Raw genomic sequence first — 17,776 nt, forward strand, 5'->3', positions numbered from 1 at the left:
CAGGGGCGGCGCCCGACCGCCGTACGCCCGCCCCAACTGTGCACATGCACCCGCGGGGCGGGACGGGGCTAGGCCGAGAAGGCGGAGTACGCCACCACGCCGCGCCGCAGCCGCTTGACCGACTCCCGCGCCACCCGGCGCAACGGGGTGTCACCCGCTGCGTCGGCGACCTGACCGGTGAGGTCGAGCAGCTGCTTCATCCAGCGCACGAAGTCCCCTGCCGCCAGGTCGACGGCGCCGAGCACGTCGTCGAGGTCGTCGCCCTCCGCCCAGCGGTACGCCGCCCAGGCGAACCCCAGGTCGGGTTCGCGGAGGAAGTCCAGCCGGTGCTCCTTCTCCAGGGCCTCGAGCTCGGCCCACAGCCGGACCATCTCCGCGATGGTCTCGCTGACCGCGCCGCCCGGCACGCGAGGGGCGGAGGCGTCGTCGGCTCGGCGCGCCTCGTAGACGAGCACCGAGAGCACGGCGGCGAGCTCGGAGGCGTCGAGGCCGTCCCACAGCCCGTGGCGCAGCGACTCCGCAGCGACCAGGTCCATGTCGGTGTAGACCCGACGCAGCCGGGACCCGCGCTCGGTGACCTTGTCGTCGGCCAGGTAGTCCAGGGCGGTGAGCACGTCGCAGACCCGGTCGAAGGTCCGCGCCACGGTGTTGGTGCGCTGCTCGACCCGACGCTTGAGGGTGGCGGAGTCCCGGTCCAGCTTGAACCACCGCTCGGCCCACCGGGAGTGGTCCTCGCGCTCGGGGCACTGGTGACAGGGGTGCTGCTTGAGCTGGCGGCGCAGCTCCTCGATCTCGCGCTCGACCGGGCCGTCGGGCACCGGGCCGCCGCGCCCGCCGCCGTGACGCGGCGGCGGAGTCAGGTCGTGGGTGCGGGCACGCAGCGTCGAGACCAGGTCCTTGCGCATCTGCGGGTTGCGGCCGTTGAAGGACTTGGGGATCCGGATCCGGGTGAGGGCCTGCACCGGGGTGGGGAAGTCCATGATGGCCAGTCGCCGGGCCTGCCGGTCCTGGGTCACCACGTAGGGGCGCGGCTCGGTCGGGCTGGCCAGACCCGGGTCGATGACGACGGCGAACCCGGAGAACTTCCCCGCCGGCACCTGGATCACGTCGCCGGGCCTGAGCTGCTGCAGCGAGGCGAGCGCCTCCTCGCGACGGTCGGCCTTGCGCGCCCGGGCGGCGCCCTTCTCGAGCTCGGAGATGCGCCGTCGCAGGTCGGCGTACTCCATGAAGTCACCCACGTGGCAGGTGGCCGCCTCGCGGTAGCCCTCGAGAGCCTCCTGGGCCTTGTGCAGCTGCTTGGCCAGCCCGACGACCGCCTTGTCGGCCTGGAACTGGGCGAACGACATCTCCAGCAGCTCACGAGACCGGGCACGGCCGAACTGGGCGACCAGGTTGACCGCCATGTTGTAGGACGGGCGGAACGACGACCGCAGCGGATAGGTGCGGGTGGAGGCCAGGCCGGCCAGCTCGCGCGGGTCCATGCCGGGCTGCCACAGCACCACGCCGTGCCCCTCGACGTCGAGCCCGCGACGCCCCGCGCGTCCGGTGAGCTGGGTGTACTCCCCGGGCGTGATGTCGGCGTGCGTCTCGCCGTTCCACTTCGACAGCTTCTCGATCACCACCGTGCGGGCGGGCATGTTGATTCCCAGCGCCAGGGTCTCGGTGGCGAAGACCACCTTGCACAGCCCCCGGGTGAAGAGCTCCTCCACGCACTGCTTGAACGTGGGCAGCATGCCGGCGTGGTGGGCCGCGACGCCGCGCGTCAGGCCGTCGAGGAACTCGTGGTAGCCCAGGACGTGCCGGTCGTCCTCGGGCAGGTGCCGGCAGCGTTCCTCGACGAAGGCCGCGATCTCGTCGCGCTCGGCCGGAGAGGTCAGCCGGACGCCGGCGGACAGGCACTGGGTGACCGCGGCGTCGCACCCGACCCGGCTGAAGATGAAGACAATGGCCGGCAGCAGGCCCTGCTTGTCGAGCTGGTCGATGACGTCGACCCGGCTGGGGATCCAGACCCGGCGGCCGTTGCCCACGTCCCGCGGGCCCTTGGTGGCCCCCGAGCGGCCCTTGCGTGGCGCCCGGCGGTCGCGCATCAGCCTGGAGCTGGCCCAGTCGTCGCGGGAGACGCGCAGCAGCTCGCCGTTGACCGGCGCTCCCTCCTTGACGAAGCCGGCGCTGGCGTCGACGTCGGACTTGGCGAACAGGTCGAGGATGCGCCGACCGACCATCACGTGCTGGAACAGCGGCACCGGCCGCCGCTCCTCCACGATCGTGGTGGTGTCGCCGCGCACCGTGGCGAGCCACTCGCCGAACTCCTCGGCGTTGGAGACGGTCGCCGAGAGCGAGACCACCGACACCGACTCGGGCAGGTGGATGATGACCTCCTCCCAGACCGCTCCGCGGGCGCGGTCTGCCAGGTAGTGCACCTCGTCCATCACCACGAACCCCAGCCCCAGGAGGGTGCGGGAGCCGGCGTAGAGCATGTTGCGCAGCACCTCGGTGGTCATCACCACCACCGGCGCCTCGCCGTTGATCGTGTGGTCCCCGGTGAGCAGGCCGACCTGCTCGCTGCCGTAGCGCTCCACCAGGTCGTGGTACTTCTGGTTGGACAGCGCCTTGATCGGGGTGGTGTAGAAGCACTTACGCCCGGTCGCCAGCGCCAGGTGCACCGCGAACTCCCCCACCACCGTCTTGCCCGACCCCGTCGGCGCGGCGACCAGCACGCCTCGGCCGTCCTCGATCTCCCGGCAGGCTCGGATCTGGAAGTCGTCGAGCCCGAAGGAGTACTGCCCGGCGAAGTCGACCAGGACCGGGTGCTGTTGATCCCGGCGGAACGCGGCGTAGGCCTCGGACGGAGAGCTCATACCCAGACCTTAAGCGCACCCCCCACACACTCCACGCTCAGCGGCAGGGCACCGAACCGCTCGCCGTCGGCGTAGGCGACGATCCCGGCCGCGGCGACTGTCACCTTGCGCACCCGGTGGTGCTCGTACTTCGGGTGGGTGACGTGGGTGCCCGCGAAGAGCTTGGGGTAGGTACGGACCAGGCCGGTCCGGGACATCGGCTTGATGATCACCACGTCCAGCAGCCCGTCGTCCAGCAGCGCCCCCTCGGTGATCCGCAGTCCCCCGCCGAAGGAGGGCCCGTTGCCCACCGCCACCAGCATCGCCTCCACCCGGCGTACCTCGCCGTCGAGGTCCAGGGTGTAGTGCAGCGGCTCGAAGGTGCGTAGCTCGGCCAAGGTGGCCAGCTGGTAGCGCATCTGGCCGCGGGGCCAGCTCATCTGGTTGGCGCGCTCGTTGACGACCGCGTCGAAGCCCGCCGCCAGGACCGTCACGAACCAGCGGTCGCCCGACCTGGCCAGGTCGATGGTCCGGGTCCGGTGGGCGATGATCCGGTCCACGGCGGCCATCGGGTCCTGCCGCGGCAGGTCGAAGTAGCGCGCCACGTCGTTGCCGGTGCCGCACGGCACCAGCCCGATGGGTACGTCGGTCCCGGCGACGGCCTGAAGCGCGACATGGAACATCCCGTCCCCGCCGATCACCACCACCCCGTCGGCCCCCTGGGCGACGGCGTCCCGGGTCAGGCTCAGGGTCTCCTCCCCGTCGCCGCCCATCAGGTCGTGCACCACCAGGCCGCTGTCGCGCAGTCGCCGGGCCACGGCTGCTCGGAGGGCGGGGCCACGACCCTTGCCCGCGGCGGGACTGGTGACGAGCGCGATCTCGCGCGGGCTGCTGCTCACGCCGGAGACCCTAACGGCTACTGGACGGCCTTCGAGGTGCCTCAGCACCTATTCGCAGGTGGGCGGCGTACCGCTCCGGCGAGGCACCGACGGCGCGCGCCAGCCGGCTCAGTGCCTCGAGCACCTGGTCCGCGGCGAACCCGGTCCCCGGCACGGCGAGCGTGAGTCGTCCCTGACGTTCGGCCAGCAGCAGCTGTCCGTGCCGCCACGCCTGGTGGCAGCGGGTGCGGACCAGGTCGGTGACGACCGGTTCCGGGTAGGCCTCGTCCACCGCGAGCAGGTCGCACGGCAGGTCCGGCTGCCCCTCGCCGGTCAGGGTGCCGGCCACGTGGTACCCGGTGCGCAGACCGGCCACGGCGGTCCACGTCACCCCCTCCGTGCCGAGCCACTCGGGCAGGTCGAAGGGGTCCACGTCGTCCAGCGGTACAGGCTCCACGCCTCCACCCTGTCAGAGGGGGGACGGCTGGTCGTCCGCCCACCCCGGGACGACGGCACGGCGGCGTGCCCGGACCCGGTCCACCACCCGTGCGGCGATCTCGGCCAGCAGGAACAGCACCAGCATCGGGACGGCCAGCATGAGCATGGAGAACGGATCGGTCGAGGGCGTCGCCACCGCAGCGAAGACGAAGGTCCCGATGATGATCCAGGGGCGGTAGCGACCCAGCGCTGCGCCGCTCACCACCCCGGCGAGGTTGAGCATGATCACGAACAGCGGGATCTCGAAGGCGATCCCGAAGACCAGCAGCATCCGGGTGAAGAAGGAGAAGTAGTCACCGAACTCGACGAGGTTCTCCAGGCTCTCCTGGGTGAAGCCGATCAGCACCTCCAGCCCCTTGGGCAGCACGTAGTACCCCACGGCCACCCCGGCCAGGAAGAGAGGGCCGGCGACGGCGGCGAAGATGCGCGACCACTTGCGCTCGTTGCGGTGCAGCCCGGGGACCACGAAGCCCCAGATCTGGGAGAGCCAGTAGGGGCTGGCGAGCACGATGGCCGCCACGCCGCAGAGCTTGAGCTGCATCAGCAGGGGCCCCGTCGCGCCCTGGACGTAGGCCTTGGTCTCCACGCTCTGGCCCAGCTGCTCGCGGGCGTCGTTGTAGGGCTCGAGCACCAGGGCGAACAGCTGGTCGTAGAAGAACAGCGCGCCGACGAAGACCACCAGCAGCACCAGCGACGAGCGCACCAGTCGGGCGCGCAGCTCTCGTACGTGGTCCGACAGCGGCATCCTGCCGTCGGGTCCGACCGGGTGCTGGGGGGTCCCCCGCAGCACCGCGATGATGCCCCGGATCACCGCGCGGTCAGGCGGGGTTGTCGTCGCGGTACGGCGGCTGGGTGGGGTCGTCCTGGCGCCGCCGGGCCTCGAGCTCGAGCTGCTCGGGCGTCTTGGCCTCGTCATCGTCGAGGAGACCCTTGGTCTCTGCCTTGAAGATGCGCAGCGCGCGGCCACTCCCCCGGGCCAGCTCGGGGAGCTTGGAGGCACCGAAGAGCAGCACCAGGACAGCCAGGATGATGAGCAGCTCGGTCGTGCCCAGACCGGCGATCAGCGGCGGCAGAGTCATGTCAGTCCTCGGGTGGTCGATGAGAGTCCAATCCTACGCCGGTGGCGCCGGAGTACAGCGCCAAGGCGTCCCTGGCGGCCACCGAACACGCCGCGACCACATCGTCGGGACCCAGCACGTCGGCGTTCGGCGCCAGGCGCAGCACCAGCCGGCGCAGCCACCGCACGTCCGCCACGAGCAGGTCGACCTCGAGCAGACCGTCACCGACGTGCCGGACTTCGGCCACCGGGTAGTACTCCGGGACCCAGTGGGCCCCCGGGCGGAGCCGGAGGGTGACCAGGCGGCCGTCGGCGGGACCACGGAACAAGGACTCGGACAGGTCGTGCGGCGCCGCAGGGTGAGCCTGGGCCGGGGCGTCGAGCACCGCGATGTCATGGATCCGGTCCAGCCGGAAGACGCGCGTGCCCTCGGCGGAGTGGCACCAACCTGCGAGGTAGTCGAAGCCGTTGGCGGAGAAGACCTGGATCGGGTCGACCACGCGGTCCGAGGCCTCGTCGCGGGTGGGAACCCAGTAGTTCAGGCACACCTGACGCCCCCGCGCCAGGGCCGACTCCAGGGCGCTGCGCACGTCCGCCACGCCGCCGTCGCTGGGATCGATCTCGACCTGGTGATGGGCACTGCCCTCGGCCGCCGCCTGCTCGAGCTTGCGCAGGGTCCGGTCGACGACCTCCTGGGTGTCGGCCGGAGCGCTGTCGCGCACCGCACGCAGGGCGACGATGAGAGCGGTCGCCTCCGTGGGCGTCAGCCGCAGGGGACGAGAGAGGTAGTCGGCGTTGGAGATCCGGATGACCCCGTCGGCGTCCTCCCCCTCCAGGGAATCGAGGTCGACGTCGATCAGGTCGTCCGGGTAGCCGCCCGGCAACCCGCACATCAGGAGGACCTTCAGGTCCTTCACGACCTGCTGGCTCGAGACGCCCATCGCGGCCGCGGCGTCGTCCAGCCGCACCGACCCGCGCGCGTGCAGGAACGGGACGAGGGTCAGCAGGCGGGCGACCTGCTCGCGTGCTCCGGTCCCGGTGGTGCTCATCCAGCACCACCCGCGACCAGGGCGGTGAGCCGGTCGCGCACCTCGTGGCGCAGGGACTCAGGAGCCTCGATGCAGGCGTCGGCCCCTTGTGCCAGCACCTCGTCGGCCAGCACCCCGGCGTTGCCGAGGACCTGCACCCGGTCCCAGGGGGTCACCGCATCAGGTCCGGGGACTCCTGCCACGGTGGAGACGGCCATCCGGCGCAGCCCGTGGCCGGTCCCCGCACGCAGCAGCACGGTGACGGCCTCCGCCTGAGGCGGCGGTGCCAGGCGGGTGGCGATACCGCGGATGTCGGTGCCCTCAGGGATGTCGTAGCCGCCGGGCTGGCCCACCAGCCGGGCCGCGCCCACGATGCGGGAGAGCCGGAAGACCCGCTCGGCCCCGCGGTCGGTGTCCAGTCCCACGGCGTACCACCGCCCGGAGTAGCGCACCACGCCCCAGGGCTGGAGGTGGCGGGTGGTCGGCTCCTCCGACCCCGGGCGCCGGTAGGAGAACACCACCGCCCGACGTTCCTGGGTGGCCTGCCAGAACACGTCGAAGGCAGGCTCGTCGACGCTGATGTGGGGCTCGACGATGTCCAGGGCGGCGACGTCGACGGGCACCTTGGCCGCAGCCAGCTTGCGCAGCGCCTCGGTGGTCGCCTCGGCCAGGGTGGCGTGCTGCCACACCTTGCCCGCCAGCCCCACGACCGCCGCCTCGTCGGCCGACAGGCTGATCTCGGGGAGCGCGAACTCGTCCATCCGGATCCGGTAGCCCACCTCGTCGTCGAAGTAGGTGTCCAGCGTCCCCACCTCCACCGGGACTCCGAGGCTGCGCAGCTCCTCCTTGTCCCGGTCGAACATCCGCTCGAAGGCGTCCTCGTTCTGGCCCGGGTAGAGGATCTCCCGGATTCGGGCCTTGGAGACGAAGCGCCGCTGGACGAGCAGCATGATGAGCAGGTTGAGCAGGCGCTCGCTCCTGCGGTTCGTCATCATCGCCTCCGGCGGGTGGTCGGGGTGCGGCGTGGCTCAGGCGGCCGCGAGGATGTCGACGACGAAGAACAGCGTGTCGGTGCCCTTGATGCCGGCGTCCGGCTGCCCCTTCTTGCCGTAGCCCAGGGCGGGCGGGACCGCCACGACCACGCGCGAACCGACGGTCTGACCGACGAGCGCCTTGTCCCAGCCCGGCACGACCTGCCCGACACCGATCGGGAAGCTGGCGGGCATTCCGGCGCTGTAGGACTCGTCGAAGGGGGCCTTGCCGTCGTAGACCTGGCCGAGGTAGTTGACGTAGATCGTCTGGCCCTTCTTCACCACCGGCCCGTCACCCTTGATCAGCTTGGTGACCCACAGCTTGCCGTTGGGCTTCGGGGTCTCGGCGAAGTCGAAGCCGGTCACCTTGCCGTCCTCCTCGAGGACCTCGGGCGTCCACTTGGCCGGCGTCTTCTCCTCGCCCTGGGGGTCGGTGGCGACCGTGTCCACCAGCTCGAGGACGAAGAGCACGCTGTCGCCGTTGCCGATACCCAGCTGGGGGTTGCCCTCCTCGCCGAAGGCGTCCTTGGCCGGCGCCGCGACGGCCACGACCGAACCGATCTTCTGACCCTCGAGTCCGGCCTGGAGACCCTTGCCGAGGTCGTCGGAGAGATTCAGGATCTGCGGGGCGGTCCCCGAGTAGCTGTTGTAGGCCTCCGCCTGGGTGAAGCCGTTGCCCATCCAGATGTGGGTCAGCACGTTGTCGCCGGACACGGTCTCGTCACCGTCGCCCTCGACCAGCACCTCGGTCTCCACCTTGCTGGGGTCGAGCTTGCCGTCCCAGGTGACCTCCGGGGCCTTGCCCGCGGTCGCCTTGATGTCGACGGACTCGATCCCCGAACCGGCGGAGTCGTCACCGGAGTCGTCGCCACAGGCGACGAGGGACAGCATGCTGAGGGTCAGGACGGAGGCTGCTAAGGCACGACGAGGCACAGGCGAACAACTTTCACATAGTCAGGACTTCGGAGGAGCGCCGCCAACCCTAGCCCGGCAGCAAAGGGTTCCTGGCAAGGACTCACATGCCGTCGATGAGCCGCTGCACACGCTCGTCGTGGGCCCGGAACGGGTCCTTGCACAGCACGGTGCGCTGGGCCTGGTCGTTGAGCTTGAGGTGCACCCAGTCGACGGTGAAGTCACGGCGTCGCTCCTGGGCCTTGCGGATGAACTCCCCACGCAGCCGGGCCCGAGTGTTCTGGGGCGGCACCGACTTGGCCTCGAAGATCTTCAGGTCGTTGGTCACCCGGGCCACTGCGCCGCGCTTCTCCAGGAGGTAGTAGAGGCCCCGGTCGCGGTGGATGTCGTGGTAGGCCAGATCGATCTGCGCCACCCGCGGATGACCCAGCGCCAGGTCGTTCTTGGCGCGGTAGCGCTCGATCAGCTTCCACTTGATCACCCAGTCGAGCTCGCGGTCGACCAGTCCCAGGTCCTCGGACTCCACCGCCTTCAGGCCGCGCTCCCACAGGTCCAGCGCCTGCTCGATCAACGGTGTGGAGATGCCGCGCCGGTCGACGAAGTCCCGAGCCTTGCCGAGGTACTCGCCCTGGATCTCCAGGGCGCTGGCCTCGCGCCCGTTGGCCAGGCGGACCTTGCGCTGCCCCGTCATGTCGTGGGAGATCTCACGGATCGCCCGGATCGGGTTCTCCATCGAGAGGTCGCGCATCACCACGCCCTCCTCGATCATCCGCAGCACCAGGTCGCAGGAGGCCACCTTGAGCATGGTGGTCGTCTCGCTCATGTTGGAGTCACCGACGATGACGTGCAGCCGCCGGTACTTCTCGGCGTCCGCGTGCGGCTCGTCGCGGGTGTTGATGATCGGTCGACTCCGCGTGGTGGCACTGGAGACTCCCTCCCAGATGTGCTCGGCACGTTGGGACAGCGAGTACGTGGCTCCCCGCGGGGTCTGGGTGACCTTGCCCGCCCCCACCAGCACCTGCCGGGTGACCAGGAACGGGATCAGCACGTCGGCAAGACGGCTGAACTCGCCGGCTCTGCTGACCAGGTAGTTCTCGTGGCAGCCGTAGGAGTTGCCGGCCGAGTCGGTGTTGTTCTTGAACAGGTAGATGTCGCCCGAGATGCCCTCGTCGTGCAGCCGCTGCTCGGCATCGAGGAGGAGGCCTTCCAGCACCCGCTCCCCCGCCTTGTCGTGGGTGACCAGCTCGACGACGTCGTCGCACTCCGGGGTGGCGTACTCCGGGTGGCTGCCGACGTCGAGGTACAGCCGCGCCCCGTTGCGCAGGAAGACGTTGCTGCTGCGACCCCACGAGACGACCTTGCGGAAGAGGTAGCGGGCAACCTCGTCGGGACTCAGCCGACGCTGTCCGTTGAACGTGCAGGTGACTCCGTACTCGTTCTCGATCCCGAAGATCCGACGGTCCATTCCTCCACACTAGGGCCACCAGCCACACCGTGGGGCCCAAGCGACGGCGCTGTCTTGCCGCCGGGTCAGCTCAGCGGGTCCGTCGGGTCGACCGGCGGACCGGGCGGGGCCACGGGGGGCGCCGCCGGGTCGTGGACGCCCTCGCCGGTGGCCGGAGGGCTCTCGCCCACAGCGGGCGGGGTCAGCGGAGGGGCGATCGGGTGCTGCGCAGCGCCGCTCTCCGGGGTGCCGGACCCGGTGGCCGCCTGGTCCGTGGCGCCGGGCGGCTCGGCCGCCGAGCTCGGGCCGCGCACGCCGAGCAGGGCCACCAGCCGCTCGGCCCGCAGGCGGTAGAACTTGCGGGCCTGGGTGCGGGTCCGGTCCAGCACCGCGACCTCGAGGTCCTCCACCGGGATCACCCGGTCGTTGGCCTCGGAGTGGCCGAGCGCGGCGACCGCCAGCCGCAGGGCGTCCTGCAAGGTGGCACCGGTCTCGTAGTGCTCCTTGAGGTGACCCGCCACGACGTCAGCGGCCCCGCCCATCACCGCGTAGCCGTGCTCGTCGGCGACCTGGCCGTCGTAGGTCAGGCGGTAGATCTGGTCGGCCTCCGGGGCGTCGCCCACCTCGGCCACGAAGAGCTCCACCTCGTAGGGCTTCTCGCCGCCGCTGGAGAAGATCGTGCCCAGTGTCTGTGCGTAGGCGTTGGCCAGGCTGCGGCCCGTGACGTCACGTCGGTCGTAGGAGTACCCGCGCATGTCCGCCAGGCGCACCCCCGCGATCCGCAGGTTCTCGAACTCGTTGTAGCGGCCAACCGCTGCGAAGGCGAGGCGGTCGTAGATCTCGGAGACCTTGTGCAGCGCCTGGGACGGGTTCTCGGAGACGAACAGGACCCCGTCGGCGTACTGGACCACGACGACGGAGCGGCCGCGGGCGATGCCCTTGCGCGCGAAGTCGGCGCGGTCCTTCATCAGCTGCTCGGGAGAGACGTAGAAAGGCGTGCTCATCGGGTCATGGTCCTTCCGGCGGGGCGAGAAGAGGGGGTCACGTCAGGGAGGCCGCTGGGCCGTCCGGACGCACCATGCGGCTGGCGATGATCCGATCGGCGATCTGGGCCACCTCGTCGTCGCTGAGGCGGTGCCCCCCGTCGGCGGTGATGACGTGCACGACGGGGAAGATCCGTCGCGCCAGGTCGGGCCCACCGGTCGCGGAGTCGTCGTCAGCGGCGTCGTAGAGAGCCTGCACGGCAGCGGTGACGCACCCGTCGGCGTCGAGGTCGGCGCGGTAGAGCTTCTTCAACGAGCCTCGGGCGAACAACGACCCGGAGCCGACCGCGTGGAACGCGGTCTCCTCGTAACGGCCGCCGGTGACGTCGTAGGAGAAGATCCGGCCGTGCTCGGCGGCCAGGTCGAAGCCCGCGAACAACGGAACGACCGCGAGCCCCTGCATGGCCATGCCGAGGTTGGACCGGATCAGCGCCGCCAGGCGGTTCGCCTTGCCGTCCATGGAGAGCGTCGTGCCCTCGATCTTCTCGTAGTGCTCGAGCTCGGTCTGGAACAGCCGCACCATCTCCACGGCGATCCCGGCGGTGCCGGCGATCCCCACGCAGCTGTACTCGTCAGCCGGGAAGACCTTCTCGATGTCGCGCTGGGCGATGATGTTGCCCATCGTCGCCCGCCGGTCCCCGGCCATCACCACGCCACCCGGGAAGGTGGCGGCCACGATCGTGGTGCCGTGCGGTGCGAGATGGCTGGCGTCCGTGGCGGGCAGTGGCTGGTGGGACGGCAGCAGGTCCGGCGCCTGGGAGGCCAGGAAGTCAGCGAAGGAGGACGACCCCGGCTGCAGGTACGCCGCCGGGAGACGTGGTCCGTCGAGCTGTCCGGCCACTACTGGCCACCCTTCTGGATGAAGGACTTCACGAAGTCCTCGGCATTGGTCTCCAGCACGTCGTCGATCTCGTCGAGAATCGCGTCGACGTCCCCGTCGATCGCCTCCTTGCGCTCGGCGACGTCGCTCTCGGCGACCTCGGCCTGCGACTCCTCGTCATGGGAGGACTTCCGCGGCTGCTTCTGCTCCTGGGACATATTTGAACCCTATAGCCAACTACCTCGTGAGGGCGGCGAAGAGACGCTCAGCGGTGTCGCAGGAGTCCAGCAGTCCCCCGACGTGCGCCTTGGTGCCGCGCAGCGGATCGCTGGTCGGGATGCGTTGCAGCGACTCTCGCCCGGGAAGGTCGAAGATGACCGAGTCCCACGAGGCGGCCGCCACGTCCCCGGCGTACTTCTCCAGGCAGCGGCCACGGAAGTACGCCCGGGTGTCCTCCGGCGGCTCGTGCATGGCGCCGTCCACGGTCTCGTCGGTCAGCAGCCGCTGGATCCGGCCGGAGGCGACCAGGCGGTGGTAGAGCCCCTTGGCCGGACGGATGTCGGAGTACTGCAGGTCGATCAGGTGCAGCTTGGCGTCGTCCCACTCCAGACCGTCTCGGTCGCGGTACTGGGTGAGCAGCTTGAGCTTGGCCACCCAGTCCAGCTCGCTGGCGCAGCTGAGGGGGTCCTGCTCGAGGCGGTCCAGCACCGACTCCCACCGGGCCAGCACGTCCGAGGTCTGGTCGTCGACGTCCGACCCGTGCCGGTCCTCGACGTACTTGCGCGCCAGGTCCAGGTACTCCATCTGGAGCTGGACCGCGGTCATCCGCCGACCGTCGCGCAGCGTCAGCAGATGGCGCAGCGTCGGGTCGTGGGAGACCGCGCGCAACGCGGCCACGGGGTTCTCCACGGTGAGGTCGTAGGTCAGGAACCGGTCCTCGATCATCGCCAGCACCAGCGAGGTGGTGCCGACCTTGAGGTACGTCGAGATCTCCGACAGGTTGGCGTCACCGAGGATGACGTGCAGCCGCCGGTACTTCTCGGGGTCCGCGTGGGGCTCGTCGCGGGTGTTGATGATGGGACGCTTGAGCGTGGTCTCGAGGCCGACCTCGACCTCGAAGAAGTCCGCCCGCTGACTGATCTGGAACCCGTGGCCGCTGCCGTCCTGGCCGATCCCGACCCGCCCGGCCCCACAGACCACCTGGCGGGAGACGAAGAACGGGATCAGGTGCTTCACGATGTCGGCGAACGGGGTGGAGCGCCGCATCAGGTAGTTCTCGTGCGCGCCGTAGGAGGCGCCCTTGTTGTCGGTGTTGTTCTTGTAGAGCAGGATCTGGGGCGCGTTGGGGAGCTGGCTCGCGCGCAGCGAGGCGTCCAGCATCACCTGCTCGCCAGCCTTGTCCCAGCGCACCACGTCCAGCGGGTTGGTCACCTCCGGGGAGGAGTACTCCGGGTGGGCGTGGTCGACGTAGAGGCGGGCACCGTTGGTCAGGATGATGTTGGCCAGGCCGAGGTCCTCGTCGGTCAACTGGCTCGGATCGGCCACCTGGCGGGCCATGTCGTAGCCTCGGGCGTCGCGCAGCGGCGACTCCTCCTCGAAGTCCCAGCGGGCGCGCCGGGCACGCAGCGTCGCGGTCGCGTAGGCGTTCACGATCTGCGAGGAGGCCAGCATGGGATTGGCCTGCGGCTGCCCCTGCACCGAGATCCCGTACTCGACCTCGGTCCCCATCACCCGACGTACGCTCATGTGATCCAGACTACGTGCCGCACGAGCACGCCTACGGGAGGCGACGGCCGGTCGCCGCGTGCGCCCAGTTGATCGCCACGATGGCGGCCAGCACCACCACCAGCGCCGGCAGCTCGCCCTGGACACCCAGCACGATGCTGATCGGGATGCAGGCGATGATCGAGAGGATCCCCAGCGCCAGCTGCCGTGGCCCCGCGGCGGCCACCGCCGCCTCGGCCCGCCGCCGCCGCGCGAGCTCGTCGCCCACCCGGTCCTGCACCGCCCGCTCGATTCGCTCGGCGAACCCCGCCACCAGCTCGGCGTCGTACCTCGCTCCCAGCTCGTGCCGGGTCTGGAGGAGCGCCTCCGTCTCCGTCGGCTCGATCTCTTCCCCCGGCATGGGTCAGAGGTACTGGCCGGTGTTGGCGACGGTGTCGATGGACCGTCCGGGCTCCGTCCCCTGCTTGCCGGTGATCAGGGTGCGGATGAAGACGATCCGCTCCCCCTTCTTGCCGGAGATCCGTGCCCAGTCGTCGGGGTTGGTGGTGTTGGGGAGGTCCTCGTTCTCCTTGAACTCGTCCACGCACGCCTGGAGCATGTGCTGGACCCGGAGACCGCGCTGGTCGTGGTCCAGCAGGTCCTTGATGGCCATCTTCTTGGCGCGGTCGACGATGTTCTGGATCATCGCCCCGGAGTTGAAGTCCTTGAAGTAGAGGACCTCCTTGTCCCCGTTGGCGTAGGTGACCTCGAGGAACCTGTTCTCCTCGGTCTCGGTGTACATGCGTTCCACCGTGGCCCGGATCATCGCGTTCGTGCAGGCCACCCGATCACCGCCGAACTCCGCCAGGTCCTCGGCGTGCAGGGGCAGGTCGGGCGTGAGGTACTTGCTGAAGATGTCGCGTGCGGACTCGGCGTCCGGCCGCTCGATCTTGATCTTCACGTCCAGCCGGCCCGGTCGCAGGATCGCCGGGTCGATCATGTCCTCGCGGTTCGAGGCGCCGATCACCAGCACGTTCTCCAGGGTCTCGACCCCGTCGATCTCGCTCAGCAGCTGGGGCACGATGGTGTTCTCCACGTCGGAGGAGACCCCGGAGCCGCGGGTGCGGAACAACGAGTCCATCTCGTCGAAGAACACGATCACCGGGGTGCCGAGGCTGGCCTTCTCCCGGGCCCGCTGGAACACGAGCCTGATGTGCCGCTCCGTCTCGCCGACGTACTTGTTGAGCAGCTCGGGGCCCTTGATGTTGAGGAAGTAGGACTTGCCCTCGGCACCGGTCTTGGCCGCCACCTTCTTGGCGAGCGAGTTGGCCACCGCCTTGGCGATCAGCGTCTTGCCGCACCCCGGCGGACCGTAGAGCAGCACGCCCTTCGGCGGCTTCAGCTTGTGGTCCTTGAACAGGTCCGGGTGCAGGTAGGGCAGCTCCACCGCGTCCCGGATCGCGTCGATCTGGGCTACCAGCCCGCCGATCGACTCGTAGTCGATGTCGGGGACCTCCTCCAGGACCAGCTCCTCGACTTCGGACTTGGGCACCCGCTCGTAGACGTAGCCGGAGCGCGAGTCGAGCAGCAGCGAGTCACCCGCGCGCAGGGTCCCCTCCAGCAGGGGCGCCGCGAGGCGCACCACGCGCTCCTCGTCGGCGTTGGCGATGACCAGGGCGCGCTCCCCGTCCGCGAGGAGCTCCTTGAGCATCACGACCTCGCCGATCTGCTCGAAGTCGAAGGCGGCGACGACGTTCATCGCCTCGTTGAGCATGACCTCCTGGCCACGGACCAGCTCGGTGAGCTCCACGGCCGGGCTGACGTTGACCCGTAGCTTGCGCCCGCCGGTGAACACGTCGACGGAGCCGTCGTCGTTGCGGGCCAGGAAGGTGCCGAAGCCGGCGGGAGGCTGCGCCAGCCGGTCGACCTCCTCCTTCAGCTTCATGATCTGGTCGCGGGCCTCGCGAAGGGTCTGGGCCAGTCGTTCGTTCTGGCTGGTGACGGCCGCCAGGGACCGCTGGGTGTCGGCCAGCCGCAGCTCGACGCCGCGGTTCTCGCCGGGAGCATTCGCGAGGCGACGCCTCAGGTCGGCCATCTCCAGCTCCATCGCACTGAGCTGGCTTGCGAGCTCTTCAGGGCTGCGTCCTCTGGGGCCGCTGTCCGAGAATGTCATCTGCGTCACCTCCTTTTCAGGACACTACCCACGGGGGGCCAATTGGGAAGGACTTATCCCATTGTGTTGGTCACGATTCGTCCCGTGGCGCGCCTCCCGTCAGGTGTCGCGACCTACTCTCGCTGGTCCTCGACGCTCTCCGCGACCGGCTGCTCCAAGGGCTCCTGCGGCACGTCGGCGGGCCGGGGGCCGGTGTAGTCGGGGCCGTAGGCCCCCGGCGCCGGCCGGCGCCTCTTCAGCGGCGGCCGCTGGCCGGGAGCCATGCGTCGGGCGGTGACCAGGAAGGCGGTGTGGCCGATCATCTTGTGGCTCGGCCGGACGGCCAGACCCTCCACGTGCCAGTCCCGGACCAAGGACTCCCACGCCTGCGGCTCGGTGAAGCCACCGTGCACCCGCAGCGTCTCCACCACCTTCGAGAGCTGGGTGGTCGTGGCGACGTAGACGCACACGATGCCGCCGGGGACCAGGGCGTCGGCGACGACGTCGACGCACTCCCACGGGGCCAGCATGTCCAGGACGACGCGGTCCACCTTCTCCGCCACGCCGGGCAGCTCCTCGACCAGGTCACCCAGACGCAGCTCCCAGGCGGGGTGCCCCTCGCCGAAGAACTGGTCGACGTTGCGCTTGGCGACGTCGTGGAACTCCTCGCGGCGCTCGAAGCTGATCACCTTGCCGTGCGGTCCCACCGCACGCAGCAGCGAGCACGTCAGGGCGCCGGAGCCGGCACCGGCCTCGACCACCCGGGCGCCGGGGAAGATGTCGGCCGACGCCACGATCTGCGCGGCGTCCTTGGGGTAGATCACGGCCGCGCCGCGTGGCATGGAGACCACGAACTCCGAGAGCAGGGGCCGGAAGACGAGGTACTCGCCTCCGGCCGAGGAGGTCACGGTGAAGCCTTCCTCACGCCCGATGAGCTCGTCGTGCTCGAGGTGCCCCCGGTTGGAGAAGAAGCGCTTGCCGGCCACCAGCTCGAAGTTGTGCCGCCGACCCTTCTGGTCGAGCAGCCGGACCCACTCGCCGACCCGGAGCGGGCCTCGGTGCACGCCGGACCAGGCGTCCTGGGGCACGTCGGGGACGGTCTCCTCGGCGTCGTCGCGCGGGAGGTCGGGCGCGGCGTCGGGGGCGGGGTCGGGCAGGGGGTCAGGCACGAGGTCGGGCATGGCCGAAACCCTAGTGCGCGGCCTCCCGGAAGGCCCGATCGACATCGACCGTCGACAGCACCCCGTAGATGGCACCGTCGGCGTCCAGCAACAGGTACTCGTGGGCCGGTGTGTGGCTGATCGCACGGACCAGCTCCTCGCCGGCGATCCCGGCAGACAGTGCGAGTCCGTCCTCCAGGCTCCGGGCCACGCTCGAGACCGGGACCCAGGGTCGTCGCTCCACCGGCGTGGCCAGCAACGCGGCCTCGCTGACGATCCCCGACGGCCGGCCGTCGGGACCCAAGGTCACGATGCTGCCCGCGTGGGCCTCCTGGGCCAGCCGGACGGCCTGTGCCAGCGGCAGGTCCTCGGCCACCGTGACGCTACGCCGGGCCAGCCGACGGGCGTCCAGCGCGGGGAGCCGGCGCCGCACCCGGGCCTGGTGCATGGAGGCGCTGGCCCCGGCCCACAGGAAGAGCGCGAGCACGACCACCAGCAGGTAGTCCACGAAGGTGGGCGGGACCCCCAGCACCTCGTTCTGGAACAACGGCCAGGACAGGATCAGCAGGGCGACGATCCGGCCGCCCCAGCCGGCCACCATGGTGCCCCGGTGCATGTTGCCGGTGACCCCCCACACGACGGCCTTCAGCACCCGTCCACCGTCCAGCGGCAGCCCGGGCACCAGGTTGAGGACCCCGACCAGCAGGTTGGCCCCCGCCAGTCCCTCGATGGCGACCTGCAGCAGGCCCTCGGGGACGACGAACCACGCGGCCAGGGCCGCGGCGCCGACCAGCAACGAGGTGAGTGGGCCGACCACGGCGATGACGAGCTCTTGACGAGCAGTGCGCGACTCCCCCTCGATGGCGGTCATCCCGCCGAGGAAGTGCAACGTGATGGAGGTGACCGGATAGCCGTAGTGACGGGCCATGTGGGCGTGCGACGCCTCGTGCAGCAGCACCGAGAGGTAGAGCATCACCGCGAACACCACGCCCGCGACGTACTTCCAGACGCCGAGGCCGGGCTCCACCTGCTCGATGCGGGGGGCGACCAGGACGGCGATGATCGCGGCGATGAAGAACCAGGAGGTGCTGACCAGCACGTCGGCCCCGGCGATGGACCCGATCCTCAGGGTGCCCGGGGGGCGGCGCGACCGCTCGGTCCCGGGGGCCTGCTGGCGGGACTGGGACGGCTCGGACACCCCTAGACCCTACC

The 17,776-nt window shown here is 70.3% G+C and carries 17 protein-coding genes; all 17 read right to left on the reverse strand.

The features are described 5' to 3' along the window. Nucleotides 1–68 precede the first annotated feature (68 nt). Nucleotides 69–2,858, reverse strand: a complete 2,790-nt coding sequence (locus C5H89_RS07830; RefSeq protein WP_104106459.1) for a DEAD/DEAH box helicase — start codon at nt 2,856–2,858, stop codon at nt 69–71. Then, nucleotides 2,855–3,736: a diacylglycerol kinase family protein gene (locus C5H89_RS07835; protein ID WP_104106460.1), complete on the reverse strand. Its 882-nt coding sequence runs from the start codon at nt 3,734–3,736 to the stop codon at nt 2,855–2,857. The genes C5H89_RS07830 and C5H89_RS07835 overlap by 4 nt, the downstream gene beginning before the upstream one ends. Nucleotides 3,737–3,746: 10 nt before the next feature. After that, nucleotides 3,747–4,172 carry a hypothetical protein gene (locus tag C5H89_RS07840; protein ID WP_104106461.1) on the reverse strand — a complete coding sequence of 142 codons (426 nt, stop codon included), beginning with the start codon at nt 4,170–4,172 and terminating at the stop codon, nt 3,747–3,749. A 12-nt stretch (nt 4,173–4,184) separates the two neighbouring features. Continuing rightward, complete coding sequence (gene tatC / locus C5H89_RS07845; RefSeq protein ID WP_240181761.1) at nt 4,185–5,024, reverse strand: twin-arginine translocase subunit TatC; 840 nt, start codon at nt 5,022–5,024, stop codon at nt 4,185–4,187. A 7-nt stretch (nt 5,025–5,031) separates the two neighbouring features. Further along, nucleotides 5,032–5,292 carry a twin-arginine translocase TatA/TatE family subunit gene (gene tatA / locus C5H89_RS19495; protein WP_101524460.1) on the reverse strand — a complete coding sequence of 87 codons (261 nt, stop codon included), beginning with the start codon at nt 5,290–5,292 and terminating at the stop codon, nt 5,032–5,034. Nucleotide 5,293: 1 nt separating this feature from the next. Beyond that, nucleotides 5,294–6,319 carry a WYL domain-containing protein gene (locus tag C5H89_RS07855; RefSeq protein ID WP_104106462.1) on the reverse strand — a complete coding sequence of 342 codons (1,026 nt, stop codon included), beginning with the start codon at nt 6,317–6,319 and terminating at the stop codon, nt 5,294–5,296. After that, the gene (locus tag C5H89_RS07860) at nt 6,316–7,290 is read right to left on the reverse strand and encodes a WYL domain-containing protein (RefSeq protein ID WP_104106463.1); all 975 of its coding nucleotides are present in this window, start codon (nt 7,288–7,290) and stop codon (nt 6,316–6,318) included. The genes C5H89_RS07855 and C5H89_RS07860 overlap by 4 nt, the downstream gene beginning before the upstream one ends. A gap of 36 nt (nt 7,291–7,326) precedes the next feature. Continuing rightward, nucleotides 7,327–8,220 carry an FKBP-type peptidyl-prolyl cis-trans isomerase gene (locus tag C5H89_RS07865; RefSeq protein ID WP_104106464.1) on the reverse strand — a complete coding sequence of 298 codons (894 nt, stop codon included), beginning with the start codon at nt 8,218–8,220 and terminating at the stop codon, nt 7,327–7,329. Between the two features lie 124 nt (nt 8,221–8,344). Beyond that, nucleotides 8,345–9,706, reverse strand: coding sequence for a Pup--protein ligase (gene pafA, locus C5H89_RS07870; protein WP_104106465.1), 1,362 nt, complete (start codon nt 9,704–9,706; stop codon nt 8,345–8,347). Nucleotides 9,707–9,771: 65 nt separating this feature from the next. Continuing rightward, nucleotides 9,772–10,689, reverse strand: a complete 918-nt coding sequence (gene prcA, locus C5H89_RS07875; RefSeq protein WP_104106466.1) for a proteasome subunit alpha — start codon at nt 10,687–10,689, stop codon at nt 9,772–9,774. Nucleotides 10,690–10,726: 37 nt separating this feature from the next. Next, on the reverse strand, nt 10,727–11,569 hold the full coding sequence (prcB, locus tag C5H89_RS07880) for a proteasome subunit beta (protein ID WP_104106467.1): 843 nt from the start codon (nt 11,567–11,569) through the stop codon (nt 10,727–10,729). Beyond that, entirely contained in the window at nt 11,569–11,766 is a 198-nt protein-coding gene (locus C5H89_RS07885) for a ubiquitin-like protein Pup (protein ID WP_101524466.1), read from the reverse strand. The genes prcB and C5H89_RS07885 overlap by 1 nt, the downstream gene beginning before the upstream one ends. 19 nt (nt 11,767–11,785) lie before the next feature. Continuing rightward, nucleotides 11,786–13,294 carry a depupylase/deamidase Dop gene (dop, locus tag C5H89_RS07890; protein ID WP_104106468.1) on the reverse strand — a complete coding sequence of 503 codons (1,509 nt, stop codon included), beginning with the start codon at nt 13,292–13,294 and terminating at the stop codon, nt 11,786–11,788. Between the two features lie 31 nt (nt 13,295–13,325). After that, a complete protein-coding gene (locus tag C5H89_RS07895) occupies nt 13,326–13,673 on the reverse strand; it encodes a hypothetical protein (RefSeq protein WP_104106469.1) in 348 nt (115 codons plus the stop codon). Nucleotides 13,674–13,676: 3 nt separating this feature from the next. Beyond that, on the reverse strand, nt 13,677–15,425 hold the full coding sequence (gene arc / locus C5H89_RS07900) for a proteasome ATPase (RefSeq protein WP_101524469.1): 1,749 nt from the start codon (nt 15,423–15,425) through the stop codon (nt 13,677–13,679). A gap of 113 nt (nt 15,426–15,538) precedes the next feature. Then, the gene (locus tag C5H89_RS07905) at nt 15,539–16,468 is read right to left on the reverse strand and encodes a tRNA (adenine-N1)-methyltransferase (RefSeq protein WP_104106838.1); all 930 of its coding nucleotides are present in this window, start codon (nt 16,466–16,468) and stop codon (nt 15,539–15,541) included. A gap of 127 nt (nt 16,469–16,595) precedes the next feature. Continuing rightward, complete coding sequence (locus C5H89_RS07910; RefSeq protein WP_240181762.1) at nt 16,596–17,762, reverse strand: site-2 protease family protein; 1,167 nt, start codon at nt 17,760–17,762, stop codon at nt 16,596–16,598. Between the last annotated feature and the right edge of the window lie 14 nt (nt 17,763–17,776).

This window comes from Nocardioides sp. 616 (assembly GCF_002930065.1).
Taxonomy (GTDB): Bacteria; Actinomycetota; Actinomycetes; order Propionibacteriales; family Nocardioidaceae; genus Nocardioides; species Nocardioides houyundeii.

Bases quoted from the DNA above. Each gene is read 5' to 3' on its own strand.
- C5H89_RS07830 (WP_104106459.1), bottom strand. From the start codon at position 2,858: ATGAGCTCTCCGTCCGAGGCCTACGCCGCGTTCCGCCGGGATCAACAG.
- tatA (WP_101524460.1), bottom strand. From the start codon at position 5,292: ATGACTCTGCCGCCGCTGATCGCCGGTCTGGGCACGACCGAGCTGCTC.
- C5H89_RS07855 (WP_104106462.1), bottom strand. From the start codon at position 6,319: ATGAGCACCACCGGGACCGGAGCACGCGAGCAGGTCGCCCGCCTGCTG.
- C5H89_RS07860 (WP_104106463.1), bottom strand. From the start codon at position 7,290: ATGACGAACCGCAGGAGCGAGCGCCTGCTCAACCTGCTCATCATGCTG.
- C5H89_RS07865 (WP_104106464.1), bottom strand. From the start codon at position 8,220: ATGCTGTCCCTCGTCGCCTGTGGCGACGACTCCGGTGACGACTCCGCC.
- pafA (WP_104106465.1), bottom strand. From the start codon at position 9,706: ATGGACCGTCGGATCTTCGGGATCGAGAACGAGTACGGAGTCACCTGC.
- prcA (WP_104106466.1), bottom strand. From the start codon at position 10,689: ATGAGCACGCCTTTCTACGTCTCTCCCGAGCAGCTGATGAAGGACCGC.
- C5H89_RS07885 (WP_101524466.1), bottom strand. From the start codon at position 11,766: ATGTCCCAGGAGCAGAAGCAGCCGCGGAAGTCCTCCCATGACGAGGAG.
- dop (WP_104106468.1), bottom strand. From the start codon at position 13,294: ATGAGCGTACGTCGGGTGATGGGGACCGAGGTCGAGTACGGGATCTCG.
- C5H89_RS07895 (WP_104106469.1), bottom strand. From the start codon at position 13,673: ATGCCGGGGGAAGAGATCGAGCCGACGGAGACGGAGGCGCTCCTCCAG.
- arc (WP_101524469.1), bottom strand. From the start codon at position 15,425: ATGACATTCTCGGACAGCGGCCCCAGAGGACGCAGCCCTGAAGAGCTC.